The organism is Geodermatophilus sp. SYSU D00710, assembly GCF_054050195.1.
Genome location: NZ_JBJGYX010000001.1, coordinates 49,314 through 65,944, shown reverse-complemented (window position 1 = coordinate 65,944; position 16,631 = coordinate 49,314). Strand labels below are relative to the sequence as shown.

Below are 16,631 nucleotides of genomic sequence, written 5' to 3'. Positions count from 1 at the left end.
TCAGGCCGCCGGCACCACCTCGCGGCCGCGGGAGACGACCAGCGCGACCCGCTCGAGCGCGAGCGGGTCGGCGGTGGGGTCGCCGTGGACCAGCAGCAGGTCCGCGTCCAGGCCCGGCGCCAGCCGCCCGGTGCGCTCGCCCAGGCCGCAGGTCCGGGCCGCCGCGGAGGTCGCCGTCGCCAGCGCCGCCACCGCCGGCAGCCCGCCGCCGGCGAGCGCGGCGACGGCCCGAGCGAGGATCCCGTGCGGCTTGCCCGGCGTGATGCCGGCGTCGACCCCGCTGACCAGCGTCACGCCGGCCCGGTGCAGCCGGGCGCACTCCGCCGCGCGGGCCTCCTGGGTGAGCCCGAGGCGGGTGAAGAGCTCCCGCGCGGGTGGCGCCGGCACGCTGCCCGGCGTGGTGCCCAGCGTGGGGCACACGGCGGTGCCCGCGCGGGCGAGGTCCGCGGTGAGGTCCGGTGGGATCCCCCAGCCGGAGCCGTCCAGGCACAGGGCGTGCTCGATGCCGTCGACGCCGGCGGCCACCACCTGCCGGATGGCGGCCGGCGGGTAGGCGTGCGCGGTCACCGGGAGGCCGAGCCGGTGCGCCTCGTCGACCACCGCCCGCACCTCGGCGTCGGTGAACTGGCAGGCGGTCGCGTCGGTGCCCGGCGTGAGCAGCCCGCCGCTGGCCATCAGCTTCACCACCCCGGCACCGCGCCCGGCGCGCTCCCGCACCGCGGCCCGCAGCGCCTCGACGCCGCGGGCCTGACCGCCCATCGCCCAGCAGTGCCCGCCCGGTGAGGTGATCGGGGGCCCGGCCGCGACCACGGTGGGCCCGGTGCGCGGCGCCCGCTCGACCACGGCCCAGTCGACGTCGCCCAGGTCGCGGACCGTGGTCACCCCGGCGGCCAGGTGCTGCTGCAGGCTCCTCGCCACGATCGCGTCGACCTGGTCGGCGGTCAGCTCCGTCAGCTGGTCCAGCGCCCGCGGGCCGGCGTCGCCGCAGAGGTGCACGTGCGTGTCGACCAGCCCGGGCAGCAGCGTCGTCCCCGGCAGGGCGGTCACCTCGGTGCCGTCGGGTGCGGCGGCCCACGCGGGCTCGACGCCGGCGATGCGGCCGTCCTCGACGAGCACGAGGGCACCGTCGGGCAGCAGCCGCTCGCCGTCGAAGGCGCGCTCGGCCCGGTATCCCCGCATGCGGGCTCCCCGGGGTCGGGAACGGTGGCGGGCCCGACGCTGGGGCCGGGCACCGCGCCGGTCAACGGGACCGGGCGCGTTCCGCTGTCTCTGCCGTTATCCCCAACTGCACTGCCGACACGGCCGTGGGCGGCGCCGACCAGGAGGGCACCGACCGGGAACGTCACGGCGGACGGCCACCGCGCGTGGGCTCGTGAGCGGTGGGGGCTCGCCGTCAGTCGCGCTCGACGACCGGCAGCGTCGCCCACCCGGCCGCGGCCGCCGCCTCGGCGGGGAACGGCGGGGGAGTGCCGCCGAAGGAGGGGCACAGCGCCTGGTGGTCGCACCAGTCGCACAGCCGGGTGCGGTTGGGCCGGAAGTCGCCGGTGGCCACCGCCCGCTCGATCGCCGCCCAGATCGCCAGCAGCGTGCGCTCGAAGCGCACCAGCTCGCCCTCGTCGGGGGCGTAGGTGAGGGCCTCGCCGTCGCCGAGGTAGATGAGCTTGAGCTGGCTGGCCACCACGCCGCGGGTGCGCCACAGCACCAGGGCGTAGAACTTCATCTGGAACAGCGCCTTGGCCTCGAACGCCTCCCGCGGCATCGAGCCGGTCTTGTAGTCGACCACCCGCAGCGCGCCGTTGCGGGCGACGTCGAGCCGGTCGACGTAGCCGCGCAGCAGCAGCCCGTCGGGCAGGGTGACCTCGACCAGCTGCTCGCGGCCCTCGGGCTGGATGCGGGTCGGGTCCTCCAGTCGGAAGTAGGTCTCGACCAGCTTGCCGGCCGACTCCAGCCACGCCTCCAGCGACGGCGGCTGCTCGCCGTCCTCGCCCGGGGCGAACAGCGCCGCGACCTCCGGGTCGGCGCGCAGCTCCTCCCACGCCGGGCCGACCAGCTCGCGGGCGGCCTCGACGGTGCGCTGGGCCTGCGGCAGGTCGTAGAGCCGCTCGAGGACGGCGTGCACCAGGGTGCCGCGCACCGCCGCCGCGCTGCGCTTCTCGGGCAGCCGGTCGATGGTGCGGAAGCGGTAGAGCAGCGGGCAGGTCTTGAAGTCCGCCGCACGGCTGGGCGACAGCGACGGCCGGCGCGGCGTGGTCCCTCCGGGGGACTGCTCACCGTCACCGGGTGCCGTGTCGGGGAAGACGACTGCCGTCATGGGTTCGAGGCTAGGTCGCTCCTCCGACAGTTCCGAGTGCCCGCGCCGGACGGACCCGTCCGGCCGCTCGCCTAGGCTGGCCGCCCGTGGACCCGCAGCCCGAGCCCAGCCAGACCGCGGCCAGTGCCGCGCCCGCGCCCGCCTCCGACCCGGCCGCCGAGCGCGCTCCCGGGAGCGGCGGGGGGCAGGAGGGCCGCTCGCCGGTGCCGGGCGCCTTCGCCGCCGGCGACCGGGTGCAGCTCACCGACCCCAAGGGCCGGCTGCACACCGTCGTCCTCGAGCCGGGCAGGCAGTTCCACACCCACCGCGGCGCCATCGCCCACGACGACCTCATCGGCGCCCCGGAGGGCTCGGTCGTGCACTCCACCGCCAACACCGGCTACCTGGCGCTGCGGCCGCTGCTGGCCGACTTCGTGCTGTCCATGCCGCGCGGGGCCCAGGTCATCTACCCCAAGGACGCCGCCCAGATCGTCGGCAGCGGCGACATCGGCCCCGGCATGCGGGTGCTGGAGGCCGGCGCCGGGTCGGGGGCGCTGACCTGCTCGCTGCTGCGTGCCGTCGGCGAGCACGGCCGGGTGACCAGCTACGAGCGGCGGGAGGACTTCGCCGACGTCGCCCGCGGCAACGTCGGTGCCTTCTTCGGCGGGGTGCCGGACACCTGGGACCTGCGGCTGGGCGACCTCGCCGACCACCCCGCCGAGGAGGTCGTCGACCGGGTCGTGCTCGACATGCTCGAGCCCTGGGCGGTGCTGCCCACCGTCGCCGCGGCGCTGCGCCCCGGCGGCGTGCTCGTCGGCTACGTGGCCACCGTCACCCAGCTGTCGACCTACGTGGAGGCGCTGCGCGCCCAGGGCTGCTGGACCGAGCCCTACGCCTGGGAGTCGCTGGTGCGCCCCTGGCACGCCGTCGGCCTCGCGGTGCGGCCCGAGCACCGCATGGTCGCCCACACCGCGTTCCTGGTGACCGCCCGCCGGCTGGCCGAGGGCGTCGTCGCCCCGGTGCGCCAGCGCCGTCCCCAGAAGTAGGAAGCCCCGGTGCCCCCCACCTCTCGCAGGCTCGGGGCGGGCCCCTGCACCGGGGCCGCTCAGGCGCGTCACCTCCCGCGCGAGCCCCGGGCAGGGTGTCGGTCGGCGTGTATAGATTTGCCTCCTGGCTCCCCCTGATGTGTGCGGAGGTGCGCGATGGGCCCCGGCCATGGCGATGGTCCCGACGAGTTCCGAGCGCGGCGCGAGCGTGACGTCTCCGCCCTGCTCGCCCAGATCTCCTACCTCGAGGAGGAGATCGGCCTGCTGCGCCGCAAGGTGTCCGAGAGCCCGCGCCAGGTGCGGGTGCTGGAGGAGCGGATCGCCGAGGCGGAGGGCCGCGCGGCCTTCCTCTCCGAGCGCAACGACAAGCTGGCCGGCACGCTGCGCGACGCCCGCGAGCAGCTGGTCACGCTCAAGGAGGAGGTCGACCGGCTCGGCCAGCCGCCGTCGGGCTACGGCGTCTTCCTCGGCCGACACGACGACGGCACCGTCGACGTCTTCACCGGCGGCCGCAAGCTGCGGGTGTCGGTCTCCCCGGCGGTCGAGGGCGAGGCGCTGCGCCCCGGCCAGGAGGTCATGCTCAACGAGGCGATGAACGTCGTCGAGGCGCTCGGCTTCGAGAAGCAGGGCGACGTCGTCATGCTCAAGGAGCTGCTCGAGCCCCTCGACGGCGTCACCCAGCGCGCGCTGGTCATCGGCCACACCGACGAGGAGCGCGTGGTCTTCCTCGCCGACTCCCTCACCGACCAGCCGCTGCGGGTCGGTGACTCGCTGCTGCTGGAGTCCCGGTCGGGCTACGTCTACGAGCGGATCCCCAAGAGCGAGGTCGAGGAGCTCGTCCTCGAGGAGGTCCCCGACATCGACTACTCCGACATCGGTGGCCTGGCCCGGCAGATCGAGCAGATCCGCGACGCCGTCGAGCTGCCGTTCCTGCACGCCGACCTGTTCCGCGAGTACGAACTGCGCCCGCCCAAGGGCATCCTGCTCTACGGCCCGCCCGGCTGCGGCAAGACGCTCATCGCCAAGGCGGTGGCCAACTCGCTGGCCAAGAAGGTCGCCGCGGTGAAGGGGGAGGGGCAGGCCAAGTCCTACTTCCTCAACATCAAGGGCCCGGAGCTGCTCAACAAGTACGTCGGTGAGACCGAGCGGCACATCCGGCTGGTGTTCCAGCGCGCCCGGGAGAAGGCCAGCGAGGGCACGCCGGTCATCGTGTTCTTCGACGAGATGGACTCGATCTTCCGCACCCGCGGGTCGGGCGTGTCCTCCGACGTGGAGTCCACCATCGTCCCGCAGCTGCTCAGCGAGATCGACGGCGTCGAGGGCCTGGAGAACGTCATCGTCATCGGCGCCTCCAACCGCGAGGACATGATCGACCCCGCGATCCTGCGCCCCGGCCGGCTCGACGTGAAGATCAAGATCGAGCGGCCCGACGCCGAGGCCGCCCGCGACATCTTCAGCAAGTACCTGACGCCGTCGCTGCCCATCCACCCCGACGACCTCGCCGAGAACGGCGGCAGCGCCGAGGCGACCATCCAGGCGATGATCCAGCGCACCGTCGAGCGGATGTACACCGAGAGCGAGGAGAACCGCTTCCTCGAGGTCACCTACGCCAACGGGGACAAGGAGGTCCTGTACTTCCGGGACTTCAACTCCGGGGCGATGCTGCAGAACATCGTCGACCGGGCCAAGAAGATGGCCATCAAGGAGAGCCTGGAGACCGGCTCGCGCGGCCTGCGGGTCGGCCACCTGATGCAGGCCTGCGTCGACGAGTTCAAGGAGAACGAGGACCTGCCCAACACCACCAACCCCGACGACTGGGCGCGGATCTCGGGCAAGAAGGGCGAGCGGATCGTCTACATCCGCACGCTCATCAGCGGCAAGGGCAACGACTCCGGCCGCGCGATCGACACGGCCACCAACACCGGCCAGTACCTCTGAGCCGGTCCCGGCCACCCCGTCGCCGGCACGGGGTGGCCGGGCACCGCGCCGCGGCCCGGGGCCGTTGCGCCGCTCGTCGCCGCGTGCTACCTGGTTGCCCGCCGGGATGCCCGGGCCCGGTGGAGGGGCCAGGTCGTCCCGGCGGGAAGGCCAGGAGCATGCGGCGTGCACACCGGTGCGGTGCGGGTGGGCTGCTCGCCGTCCTCCTGCTCGCCGGCTGCGCCGACACCGTCCACGGCTCCGCCTCCTACGCCGCCCTCGAGGTGGCCAAGCCGACCGTGCCCCCCGCCGACCCCGGCTCGCTGGACCCCGCGCAGCCCCCGCTGGTGGGCACCTGCTGGACGATCGCCGAGGGCCAGGAGGGCACGCCGCTGGACCCACCCGACCGGGCCGACTGCTCCGGCTCCCACAACGCCGAGACGGCCGTGGTGGGGGAGAGCGGGCTGGCCGACGACGCCCCCCGCCCGACGCAGGCCGACCTCGACGACCCCGACAGCCCGATCAGCGGCGCCCTGGCCGACCTGTGCGACCTCGACGTCGTCCGCGAGTACCTGGGCGGGGACGCCCTCGACGACCCCTACGCCTGGTTCGCCTCCTACCTGCCCGACGCCGAGCAGTGGGCCGCCGGCGCGCGCTGGATCCGCTGCGACGTCTTCCACGGCTACCTCGTGCCCGAGACCGCGCCCGGCGTGCTGGCCGGCGCGCTGCAGGGCGAGGACGCCGCCCGGCACCGCACCTGCTTCGTCGGGTCGGTGGCCGACTACACCGTGGTGCCGTGCTCCGAGCCGCACGAGGCCGAGCCGGTCGGCACCGAGGTCGCCGACCTGCCCGAGGGCGCGCCGCACCCGGACGAGGAGACCCGCCGGTCGGTCGTGGGCAGCTGCGCCACGGCGGCCGAGGACTACGGCGGCGGCGCGGTGCCGGCCGGCTACGTGGTCGACGTCTGGACCGACACGCCCGCGGAGTGGCCGGAGTACCCCTACGGCCGGTGCGTCCTGGTCCCCGCGGGCGGCGGCCGGACGACGACGAGCGTGCGCGCCTGACCTGCCGCGGCGTCGCGGAGCGGCCCGCCGGCGGGGCCTAGTCTCGGTCGCATGAGCGTTCGGCGGGTGATGGGGACCGAGGTCGAGTACGGCATCTCGGTGCCCGGGCAGCCCACGGCCAACCCGACCACCCTCTCCAGCCAGGTGGTCAACGCCTGGGCGGTGGCCGACGCGCCGACCCGCCGCCGGCCGCGGTGGGACTTCGAGGAGGAGTCGCCGCTGCGCGACGCCCGCGGGTTCGACCTCTCCCCGGCCCAGGCCCTCGACCACAACGACCTCGAGGAGGACTCGGGGATGGCCAACGTCATCCTCACCAACGGCGCCCGGCTCTACGTCGACCACGCCCACCCCGAGTACTCCACGCCGGAGGTCACCAACCCCCGCGACGTCGTGCTGTGGGACAAGGCGGGGGAGCGGGTGATGGCCGAGGCCGCCCGCCGGGCCGCGCGCATCCCGGGCACCCAGCCGATCCAGCTGTACAAGAACAACACCGACGGCAAGGGCGCCAGCTACGGCGCGCACGAGAACTACCTGATGGACCGGCGGACGCCGTTCATCGAGATCATCCGCGGGCTGATCCCGTTCTTCGTCACCCGGCAGGTGTTCGCCGGCGCCGGGCGGGTCGGCATCGGCACCGAGGGCCGCACCCAGGGCTTCCAGATCTCCTCGCGCGCGGACTTCTTCGAGGTCGAGGTGGGCCTGGAGACCACCCTCAAGCGGCCGATCATCAACACCCGCGACGAGCCGCACGCCAACCCCGACGAGTACCGCCGGCTGCACGTGATCGTCGGCGACGCCAACCTCGCCGAGCTGGCGACCTACCTCAAGGTCGGGACGACGGCGCTGGTGCTGGCGATGATCGAGGCGCGGGCGCTGACCGAGGACCTCACCGTCGAGGAGCCGGTGGCCACGCTGCAGGCGGTCAGCCACGACCCCTCGCTGACCCACCTGGTCCGGCTGCGCGACGGCCGGCGGATGACCGCCGTCGACGTCCAGCGCGCCTACCTCGACCAGGCCGCCCGCTTCGTCGAGCGCACCGGCGCGGCCGACGCGCAGACCGCCGACGTGCTCCGCCGCTGGGCCGAGGTCCTCGACGCCCTCGCCGACGACCCGCTGCGGCTGGCCGACCGGCTCGACTGGCCGGCCAAGCTGCGCCTGCTCGAGGGCTACCGGTCCCGCGACGGGCTGGGCTGGGGCGACTCCCGGCTGCAGCTGGTCGACCTGCAGTACTCCGACGTCCGCCCGGACAAGGGGCTCTACCACCGGCTGGTGGCCCGCGGCTCGATGCAGCGGCTGCTCACCGACGAGGAGGTGACCCGCGCGATGGTGACCCCGCCCAGCGACACCCGGGCGTTCTTCCGCGGCGAGTGCCTGCGGCGCTTCCCCGCGCAGGTGGCCGCGGCGTCGTGGGACTCGGTGGTCTTCGACCTCGGGCGGGAGAACCTGGTGCGGATCCCGACGATGGAGCCGCTCAAGGGCACCCGCGACCACGTGGGCGTGCTGTTCGAGTCGACGTCGAGCGCGCAGGAGCTGGTCGACACCATCACCGGCGGCTGAGTGACCGCCCCGGTCGAGGTCGCCCGCCGGCTGGCCGAGGAGCTGCTCGCGCCCGCGGCCGCCGCCGTCGACGCCGGTGGCGTCCTCCCGCGCGGGCACCTCGACGCCCTGGCCGCGGCCGGCCTGTACGGGCTGGTCGGCCCGCCCGCCGCCGGGGGAGGAGGCGCCGACGGCGCGACGCTCGCCGCGGTCGTCGAGGAGCTCGCGGCCGGCGACCTCGCGACCGCGTTCGTCTGGCTGCAGCACCACGGCGCCGTCGGCCGGCTGGCCGCGGCCGGGACGCACCCGGACCTGCTGGCCGACCTGTGCCGCGGCCGGCGGCGGGCCGGGATCGCGCTGCAGGCGGCCACCCGCCCGGACGCCGCGCCGGTCACCCTGCGGCGGGACGGCGGGGACACGGTGCTCGACGGGGCCGTGCCGTGGGTGACCGGCTGGGGGCTGGTGGACGTGCTGCTCGTCGCCGCCCGGGACGGCGACGACGTGGCCTACGCGCTCGTCGACGCCGTCGAGGGGCCGACCCTGCAGGCGGTGCCGCAGTCGCTGGCGGCGGTGCAGGCCAGCGCGACCGTGGAGCTGCGGCTGACCGGTCACCGGGTGCCGGCCGGGCGGCTGCTGGGCACCACCCCGGTGGCCGAGGTGCGGGCGGCGGATGCGGCCGGGTTGCGGGTCAACGGCTCGCTGGCCCTCGGCCTGGTCCGCCGCTGCACGCGGCTGGTCGGCCCCTCGCCGCTGGACGCCGAGCTCGACGCCGTCCGGGCGCGGCTGGACGCCGCCGGACCGGCGGACCTGCCCGCCGCCCGGGCCGAGGCCGCCGCCCTGGCCCACCGAGCCGCCGGCGCGCTGGCGGTCGCCGCCGGCAGCGGGGCGGCCCGCGCGGGCAGCGTCGCCGAGCGGACGGCGCGGGAGGCGGTGTTCCTGCTCGTGTTCGGCTCCCGGCCGGCGATCCGGGACGCGCTGCTCGAACGGTTGGGCGCCGCCCGTTGAGGGGGCTGGATGTCGGTACCTGCGGGTAGTTTCGGCGGGGACACGCACTCGGCGTGCACCAGGGGAGGGCACATGGCCACCAGGGACACCGGCGGGCAGCAGCGGACCACCCGCACCCGGGAGGAGACCGAGGAGGTCGAGGCGTCGGTCGACGCCGAGGTCGCCGAGCGGCACAAGGAGATGTCCGAGGACGTCGACGCCATTCTCGATGAAATCGACGACGTCCTCGAGGAGAATGCGGAGGAATTCGTCAGGAGTTACGTACAAAAAGGGGGGCAGTGACCATTCTGGCTGCCATTCTGAATGGGCGACGGGAATGGTCCGGAGAAATACTGCCCGGACTGCGGTGACCACCGGCCGGTAGGGGACTTCACGCGGGACAGGCGCCGACGCGACGGCTTGGCGTTCTACTGCCGGGACCACGCCCGGCGCCGTCTCCGCGCGTCGAAGGAGCGCCGTCAGGGGGCGCCGAAGCACCGTTTCCCGGTGGATAGGAAGGTGCCCGACGGCTCCAAGTGGTGTCCGGACTGTGACACCATCAAGCCGCTCCTGGAGTTCCCGCGCACGCCGGCCTCACGGACCGGCCGGGCCACGTACTGCCTTCCGTGCCACAACATCCGTGGAAAGGCGTCGAAGGACAAGGTCGGCGGATCGCGGACCTACCACATGAAGCGGCGCTACGGCGTCACGGCCGAGCAGGCCGACGTGATGCTCGCCGCACAGGGCGGCATGTGTGCCATCTGCGAGGTCGAACCGGCGGTACACGTCGACCACCACCACGCCACCGGCCGGGTGCGCCAGTTGTTGTGCTTCAACTGCAACGGCGGCCTGGGTCAGTTCAAGGACGACCCGGCAGCGCTGCGGGCCGCCGCCGGGTACGTCGAGCGCCACCGCGCGGCGCAGAACCGGACGGTCGGCGAGCCGGTGCCTCGCCAGCGCGTGTCACGAGGACAGCGACAGCGGCCCCGCCCTGGGGGCCTCGAGCTGCGTCGCCGCGGAGCCGGCTGCCCCACGCACGACCTGGTGCGCGCCCGGGTGGCGGCCCTGGTCGCCTCCCTGGAGCGGCCGGCAGCTCGCTGAACCCGGCTCCGGTACGCGGGCAATCCCCTGCGAGCACGAGGTCGGCCGGCGATCGACCGTTATCCCCAACTCCCGCGCACGACAACTGCAGCGGCACGCGCACCGCGACGGACCCGGCCCGTCCCCGAGCCGGACGGGGCGCCGCCGCCGGCCGCCCGACCGGTCCGTGCCGCAGGTGGGCCACCAGCAGCGCCGGTAGGGTCGGCGACGAGCCGCCGCGGGTCGCGCCCGCGGCACGTCGAGGAGCGACCCCGGGAGGGGCGGAGAGGTGGACGGGTTGACCCAGTCGCACACCGGCCGGAGCGGCTTCCCGCCCGCCTACCTGGACCGGGTGGGCTCCTCGTTCACCGACTTCCTCGCCGTCACCGCTCCCGACCTGCTGCCCGGCCGACGCCCCCTGCCCACCGTGAACGCCGGCGACCTCACCCCGCACGGCACCACGATCGTCGCCGTCACCTACGCCGACGGCGTGCTCATGGGCGGCGACCGCCGCGCCACCATGGGCAACCTGATCTCCAGCCGCGACATCGAGAAGGTCTACCCGGCCGACTCGTGGTCGGTCATCGGCATCGCCGGCGCCGCGGGCATCGCCATCGAGATGGTCCGGCTCTACCAGGTCGAGCTCGAGCACTACGAGAAGATCGAGGGGCTCACCCTCAGCCTCGACGGCAAGGCCAACCGGCTCGCCCAGATGATCCGCGGCAACCTCGGCGCCGCGCTGCAGGGCCTCGCCGTCGTCCCGCTGTTCGCCGGCTACGACCTCGACGCCGCCCCGGGCGCCATCCCGGGCCGGATCTTCAGCTACGACGTCACCGGCGGGAACTACGAGGAGCGCGGCTACGCCGCGGTCGGCTCGGGCTCGCTGTTCGCCAAGAACTCGCTGAAGAAGACCTGGCGGCAGGGTCTCGACGGCGACACCGCCACCCGCACCGTGGTCGAGGCGCTCTACGACGCCGCCGACGACGACTCCGCCACCGGCGGTCCCGACCCGGTGCGGCGGCTGTACCCGATCGTCTACCGCGTCGACGCCGAGGGTGCGGTGCGGCTGACCGACGCCGAGGTCGCCGAGGTCGCCGACACCATCGTCACCGAGCGGGCCGCCGCCGACCGCGAGAACGTCGACCGGGGGGCCTGACCGCCATGACCATGCCGTACTACGCCTCGCCCGAGCAGCTGATGCGCGACCGCTCGGAGTACGCCCGCAAGGGCATCTCCCGCGGCCGCAGCGTCGCCGTGCTCACCTACGCCGACGGCGTGCTGTTCATCGCCGAGAACCCCAGCTCCACGCTGCACAAGGTGGGCGAGATCTACGACCGGATCGGCTTCGCCGCCGTCGGCCGGTACAGCGAGTTCGAGAGCCTGCGGGTGGCGGGGGTGCGGCTGGCCGACGTCCGCGGCTACTCCTACAACCGGCGCGACGTCACCGGCCGGGTCATCGCCAACGCCTACGCGCAGACCCTCGGCGCGATCTTCACCGAGCAGATGAAGCCCTACGAGGTGGAGCTGTGCGTCGCCGAGGTCGGCACCGACCCCGAGGGCGACCAGCTCTACCGGCTGACCTTCGACGGCTCGGTCGTCGACGAGCCCGACTTCGTCGTCATGGGCGGACAGGCCGAGGCCGTCTCCGGCCACCTGCGGGAGAACTTCCGCGCGGGCCTGCCGCTGGGGGAGGCGCTGATGGTCGGCGTCCGCGCGCTGTCGGCGGTCAGCCCGGCGATGTCGAGCGGCAACGGGCACGGCGAGCTGCTCGCCGCCACCCAGCTCGAGGTCGCCGTCCTCGACCGGCGGCGGCCCAAGCGGGCGTTCCGGCGGGTGGTGGGCGCCGCCCTGCGGTCGCTGCTGGGGGAGAAGGCGACCGGCGACGCCGCCACCGAGGGCGCCACCCACCCCCACACCCCCAGCGCGCCGCAGCCGGGCACCCCGGCCGGTCTCGGCGACCCCGCCGCGCCGGACACCGCGGGCGGCGCGGCCGGCACCGGGGAGGGCAGCGGCCCGCAGCAGGACCCGGCCGACGGCGAGGGCGGCGGCACCGACGGCGGTACCGGCAGCGGGTCCGGAGCGTCCTGACCGACGGGCCGCGGCGGGAGACGGCCGGAGTCGCATCCGGCGCCTAGGCTCGGTCCGTGGACCGACGGATCTTCGGCATCGAGACCGAGTACGGCGTCACGTGCACGTTCCGGGGACAGCGCCGGCTGTCGCCGGACGAGGTCGCGCGCTACCTGTTCCGCCGCGTGGTGTCGTGGGGGCGCAGCTCCAACGTGTTCCTCCGCAACGGGTCGCGGCTCTACCTCGACGTCGGCAGCCACCCCGAGTACGCCACCGCCGAGTGCGACGACCTGGTCGAGCTCGTGGTCCACGACAAGGCCGGCGAGCGGATCCTCGAGGGCCTGCTGGTCGACGCCGAGCAGCGGCTGGCCGAGGAGGGCGTCACCGGCGACATCTACCTGTTCAAGAACAACACCGACTCGGCCGGCAACAGCTACGGCTGCCACGAGAACTACTGCGTCGGCCGGCACGGGGAGTTCAGCCGGCTGGCCGACGTCCTCATCCCGTTCCTGGTCAGCCGGCAGCTGGTCGTGGGCGCGGGCAAGGTGCTGCAGACGCCGCGGGGGGCGATCTACTGCGTCAGCCAGCGCGCCGAGCACATCTGGGAGGGCGTCTCCTCGGCCACCACCCGCTCGCGGCCGATCATCAACACCCGCGACGAGCCGCACGCCGACGCCGAGCGCTACCGGCGGCTGCACGTCATCGTCGGCGACTCGAACATGAGCGAGACGACGACGCTGCTCAAGGTCACGATCACCGACCTGGTGCTGCGGATGGTCGAGGCCGGGGTGCCGATCAAGGACATGGCGCTGGAGAACCCGATCCGGGCCATCCGCGAGATCAGCCACGACACCACCGGCCGGCGCAAGGTCCGCCTGGCCAACGGCCGGGAGATGTCGGCGCTGGAGATCCAGGCGGAGTACCACTCGCGGGCGGCGGAGTTCGTCGACCGGGAGGGCTTCGGCCCGGTGCACCGGCAGATGCTCGAGCTGTGGGGGCGGGTGATCAAGGCCGTCGACACCGGCGACCTCTCGCTCATCGACCGCGAGATCGACTGGGCCATCAAGCTCTCGCTCATCGAGCGCTACCGCGCCAAGCGCGACCTGTCGCTGTCCTCGCCGCGGGTGGCGCAGATGGACCTCGCCTACCACGACATCTCCCGCACCCGCGGGCTGTACTACCTGCTCGAGCGGGCCGGCCAGGTGGAGCGGGTGGCGCACGAGCCGCGGGTGTTCGAGGCCAAGAACGTGCCGCCGCAGACCACCCGCGCCAAGCTGCGCGGGGAGTTCATCCGCCGGGCGCAGGAGAAGCGGCGCGACTTCACCGTCGACTGGGTGCACCTCAAGCTCAACGACCAGGCGCAGCGGACCGTGCTGTGCAAGGACCCGTTCAAGAGCGTCGACGAGCGGGTGGAGAAGCTCATCGCCAGCATGTGACGTGTGCGCGTCCGCGGACGTGCACGCGAGGGGGGCCCGCTCAGGCGTCCTCGGGCAGCGGCACCCGCAGGGCGGCGTAGCGGCCGGCCGCGGCGGCGGCGAGGAAGTACGCGCGCTCCTCGGGCCAGCCGCGGCCCATCGTCGACAGCGTCACCGGGGACAGCTGCAGCGCCTCGTCGAGCCCGTCGACGTCGACCCACACGACCCGGTTGCGCTCGGGCTGCCCGGCCAGGTCCTCCTCGACCTGCTGCCCGAGCTCGGAGCCCAGCCCGCGCGGGGCCACCAGCGTCACCCCGGCCAGCGCCACCCGGCCGAAGGCGGTCAGCGAGTGGTGGGACACGCCGCGGTGGCGCGGGCGCGGGTCGGCGTCGGAGATCCGCAGGGCGCCGATCGGCTCCCCGCCGAGCACGCTGACGGCGTTGCACGCCTCGCCCGCGGCCACGCCGGAGAAGCCCCACGGGGTGCCGGTCCCCAGGTTCCCCGGGCCCTGGGTGACCACCGCGACGTCGGCGCCGAGCACGTGCCGGGCGGCGAGCAGGCCGGTGTGCAGGGTGACCGCCTCCAGGTCCCCGCCGAAGGCCTGCCCGACGGTGACCACCCCGGTCAGCGACGGCGCCAGGGTGTGCAGCGTGCGGGAGAACCCGGCGACCAGCGCGCCGCCGTCGGTCATGACGTAGGCGACCTTGAGGTCGGGGTCGGTGGCGAACACGCCGATGAGCGCGGCCGGCAGCGCCGAGTGCAGGTCGGCGACGACGACCGGCATGCCGCCGAGGTCCTCGGCCTCGGCGATCGCGGCGTGGTGCTCGGTGTCCTGCTCGTCGACGCCCTGCACGCTGACCTGCATCGGCGTGTACCGGGCCTTGACCAGGTGCCCGGGGCCGGCCGGGTCGGGCGGCAGCCGGTCGGGGACGGCGACGACGAGCGCATAGCCGCCGGTACCCAGCCGCTGCGCCCACGCGGTGGTGTTGAGCAGCACCTCGTCGCCGACCTGGGGGACGCCGACCAGCGACGGGTGCGCCAGCGACCGCACCTCGCCGTCGCCGGGCACCTCCACGGTCAGCTCCACCGCGTCGCGCCAGCTGCGCTCGGTCGCGGTCACCCGCCCGCGTCGCCAGCGGATGCGCTGCCCGTTGCCCTGCACCGTCGTCTCGTCCCCCACGCGGACACGCTAACCAGCGCGCCGGGCGGGCGCGGACCGGACCGGGTGCGACCGGCGCGGTCTGACTAGCCTGGGCCCGTGTCGGCGAAGCGGGCGGAGCGGCTGGTCAACCTGGTCATCGCGCTGCTGGGCACCCGCCAGTACGTGACCGCGGCGCGGATCCGCGCGATCGTGCCCGGCTACGAGCCCGACGACGGCACCGCCCGAGCCGACGAGGCGTTCAAGCGGATGTTCGAGCGGGACAAGGCCGACCTGCGCGAGATGGGCGTGCCGCTGGAGACCGGCCGCACCAGCGTCTTCGACACCGAGGACGGCTACCGCATCGCCCGCGCCGACTACGAGCTGCCCGAGATCACCCTGACCGGCGAGGAGGCCGCCGCCGTCGGTCTGGCGCTGCGGCTGTGGGAGTCCGCCCAGCTCGCCGGCGCGGCGCACAGCGCGCTGGTGAAGCTGCGCGCCGCCGGCCTCGACGTCGACCCCGGGCGGACGCTGCCCATCCAGCCGCGGCTGGACTCCGACGAGCCGGCCTTCGAGCCCTGCTACGCCGCCGCCCGCGACCGCCGTGAGCTGCACTTCGACTACCGCCGTCCCGACGAGGACACCCCCGCCCGCCGCCGGGTGCAGCCGTGGGGCGTGGTGGCCTGGCACGGCCGCTGGTACCTCGTCGGCCTCGACCTCGACCGGCAGGCCCCCCGGGTGTTCCGGCTCTCCCGGGTGGTCGGCACGCCGAAGGCGAGCGGCCCGGACAACGCCTTCGAGCCGCCGGCCGACCTCGACCTCGCCGCCCTGGTCGCCCGGCAGTCCGACCGCTCCGGCGGGGGTGGGGAGCACCTGGTGGTCGTCCGCGCCCGGCCGGGCACCGCGGTCGGGCTGCGCCGCTGGGCGCAGCCGCTGGGTGCCGGGGACGACGGCGAGGACCGGCTGCAGCTGCGCACCACCGAGCCGGGGCGGCTGGCCGACCAGCTGGCCTCCTTCGGCCCGGACGTGGTGGTCGAGGCGCCGGCGGAGGTGCGGGCGGCGGTCGTCGAGCGGCTGACCCGGCTGGCCGCGATGGGGGACCGGACGTGAGCAGCCCGGCGACCAACGAGCGGATGACCCGGCTGCTGTCGCTGGTGCCCTACCTGACCGCGCGGCCGGAGGGCGTGCCGCTGGCGGAGGTGGCCCGCGACTTCGGCGTCCCCGAGCGGCAGCTGCGCCGGGACCTGGAGCTGCTGTGGATGTGCGGCCTGCCCGGCTACGGCCCCGGTGACCTCATCGACCTGTCCTTCGAGGGCGACCGGGTGCGGGTCACCTTCACCGCCGGCATGGTGCGGCCGCTGCGGCTGACCACCGACGAGGCCGTGGCCCTGGTCGTCGCGCTGCGCACCCTGCTGGAGCTGCCCGGGCTGGCCGAGCAGGACGCGGTCGGCCGGGCGCTGGCGAAGGTGTCGGCCGCCGCCGGGCACGCCGCCGAGCGGGTCACCCCGGTGGCGCTGTCGGTCGACGCCCGGGAGCAGGCGCTCGCCGTCGTCCGGGAGGGGCTCGAGCGGGGGCGGGCGCTGCACCTGCACTACTACGTGCCCACCCGCGACGAGCGCACCGAGCGCACCGTCGACCCGATGCGGCTGCACCTGGTCGACGGCCGCTGGTACCTGGAGGCGTGGTCGCGGGAGGTCGCCGGCGTGCGGCTGTTCCGGCTGGACCGCATCGACGAGGTCCGGGTGCTCGACGAGCCGGCCGCCCCCCCGCCGCAGGCCGCGCCCCGTGACATCGCCGCCGGGGTGTACCAGCCCGCCCCCGACGCGCCGGTGGTGCGGCTGCGGCTGGCCCGCACCGCCCGTTGGGTGGCCGAGTACTACCCGGTGGAGGACGTCCGCGAGGTCACCGACCCGCCCGGCGGGCTGGCCGTCGCGCTGCGCACCGCCGACCTGGCCTGGGCCCGCCGGCTGGTGGCCTCCCTGGGCGGCGCGGCCACCGTCGACGAGCCCGTCGAGCTGGCCGCGGCGGTGGCGGCCGACGCCCGCGCCGCGCTGGCCCGCTACGGGGTCGAGGGCGCCGCGTCCTAGGGTCGTC

At 74.9% G+C, this 16,631-nt stretch carries 15 protein-coding genes; 12 read left to right on the top strand and 3 right to left on the bottom strand.

The features are described 5' to 3' along the window. Together ACI78U_RS00315 and ACI78U_RS00310 are read right to left on the bottom strand one after the other, a co-directional pair. Complete coding sequence (locus tag ACI78U_RS00315) at positions 1 to 1,179, bottom strand: amidohydrolase family protein (protein ID WP_456873279.1); 1,179 nt, start codon at positions 1,177 to 1,179, stop codon at positions 1 to 3. Positions 1,180 to 1,393: 214 nt separating this feature from the next. Beyond that, complete coding sequence (locus ACI78U_RS00310) at positions 1,394 to 2,311, bottom strand: RecB family exonuclease (protein ID WP_456873278.1); 918 nt, start codon at positions 2,309 to 2,311, stop codon at positions 1,394 to 1,396. 86 nt (positions 2,312 to 2,397) lie between these two features. On the opposite strand from ACI78U_RS00310, the gene ACI78U_RS00305 reads away from it, so the two are divergent. The 10 genes from ACI78U_RS00305 to pafA all read left to right on the top strand — a co-directional run bounded on the left by ACI78U_RS00305 (position 2,398) and on the right by pafA (position 13,420). Then, on the top strand, positions 2,398 to 3,336 hold the full coding sequence (locus tag ACI78U_RS00305; RefSeq protein WP_456873277.1) for a tRNA (adenine-N1)-methyltransferase: 939 nt from the start codon (positions 2,398 to 2,400) through the stop codon (positions 3,334 to 3,336). A gap of 156 nt (positions 3,337 to 3,492) precedes the next feature. After that, positions 3,493 to 5,274, top strand: a complete 1,782-nt coding sequence (gene arc / locus ACI78U_RS00300; RefSeq protein ID WP_456873276.1) for a proteasome ATPase — start codon at positions 3,493 to 3,495, stop codon at positions 5,272 to 5,274. Between the two features lie 158 nt (positions 5,275 to 5,432). After that, entirely contained in the window at positions 5,433 to 6,317 is an 885-nt protein-coding gene (locus tag ACI78U_RS00295) for a septum formation family protein (RefSeq protein ID WP_456873275.1), read from the top strand. A 51-nt stretch (positions 6,318 to 6,368) separates the two neighbouring features. Next, entirely contained in the window at positions 6,369 to 7,874 is a 1,506-nt protein-coding gene (gene dop / locus ACI78U_RS00290) for a depupylase/deamidase Dop (protein WP_456873274.1), read from the top strand. Continuing rightward, positions 7,875 to 8,858 carry an acyl-CoA dehydrogenase family protein gene (locus tag ACI78U_RS00285; protein WP_456873273.1) on the top strand — a complete coding sequence of 328 codons (984 nt, stop codon included), beginning with the start codon at positions 7,875 to 7,877 and terminating at the stop codon, positions 8,856 to 8,858. A gap of 72 nt (positions 8,859 to 8,930) precedes the next feature. Then, positions 8,931 to 9,140: a ubiquitin-like protein Pup gene (locus ACI78U_RS00280; RefSeq protein ID WP_456873272.1), complete on the top strand. Its 210-nt coding sequence runs from the start codon at positions 8,931 to 8,933 to the stop codon at positions 9,138 to 9,140. 204 nt (positions 9,141 to 9,344) lie between these two features. Continuing rightward, positions 9,345 to 9,938 carry an endonuclease VII domain-containing protein gene (locus tag ACI78U_RS00275; protein WP_456873271.1) on the top strand — a complete coding sequence of 198 codons (594 nt, stop codon included), beginning with the start codon at positions 9,345 to 9,347 and terminating at the stop codon, positions 9,936 to 9,938. Positions 9,939 to 10,215: 277 nt separating this feature from the next. Next, on the top strand, positions 10,216 to 11,073 hold the full coding sequence (gene prcB / locus ACI78U_RS00270; RefSeq protein ID WP_456873270.1) for a proteasome subunit beta: 858 nt from the start codon (positions 10,216 to 10,218) through the stop codon (positions 11,071 to 11,073). A 5-nt stretch (positions 11,074 to 11,078) separates the two neighbouring features. Further along, positions 11,079 to 12,005, top strand: coding sequence for a proteasome subunit alpha (gene prcA / locus ACI78U_RS00265; RefSeq protein WP_456873269.1), 927 nt, complete (start codon positions 11,079 to 11,081; stop codon positions 12,003 to 12,005). Between the two features lie 56 nt (positions 12,006 to 12,061). Continuing rightward, the gene (gene pafA, locus ACI78U_RS00260) at positions 12,062 to 13,420 is read left to right on the top strand and encodes a Pup--protein ligase (protein ID WP_456873268.1); all 1,359 of its coding nucleotides are present in this window, start codon (positions 12,062 to 12,064) and stop codon (positions 13,418 to 13,420) included. Between the two features lie 40 nt (positions 13,421 to 13,460). Here pafA and ACI78U_RS00255 read toward each other — a convergent pair whose 3' ends face one another. After that, positions 13,461 to 14,579 (bottom strand): DUF3866 family protein, encoded by a 1,119-nt coding sequence (locus ACI78U_RS00255; protein WP_456873267.1) that lies wholly within the window; start codon positions 14,577 to 14,579, stop codon positions 13,461 to 13,463. 78 nt (positions 14,580 to 14,657) lie between these two features. Here ACI78U_RS00255 and ACI78U_RS00250 point away from each other — a divergent pair, with 78 nt between their 5' ends. Further along, positions 14,658 to 15,647 (top strand): helix-turn-helix transcriptional regulator, encoded by a 990-nt coding sequence (locus ACI78U_RS00250; protein ID WP_456873266.1) that lies wholly within the window; start codon positions 14,658 to 14,660, stop codon positions 15,645 to 15,647. Then, complete coding sequence (locus tag ACI78U_RS00245; protein ID WP_456873265.1) at positions 15,644 to 16,624, top strand: helix-turn-helix transcriptional regulator; 981 nt, start codon at positions 15,644 to 15,646, stop codon at positions 16,622 to 16,624. Before ACI78U_RS00250 ends, ACI78U_RS00245 begins: the two co-directional genes overlap by 4 nt. Positions 16,625 to 16,631 lie beyond the last annotated feature (7 nt).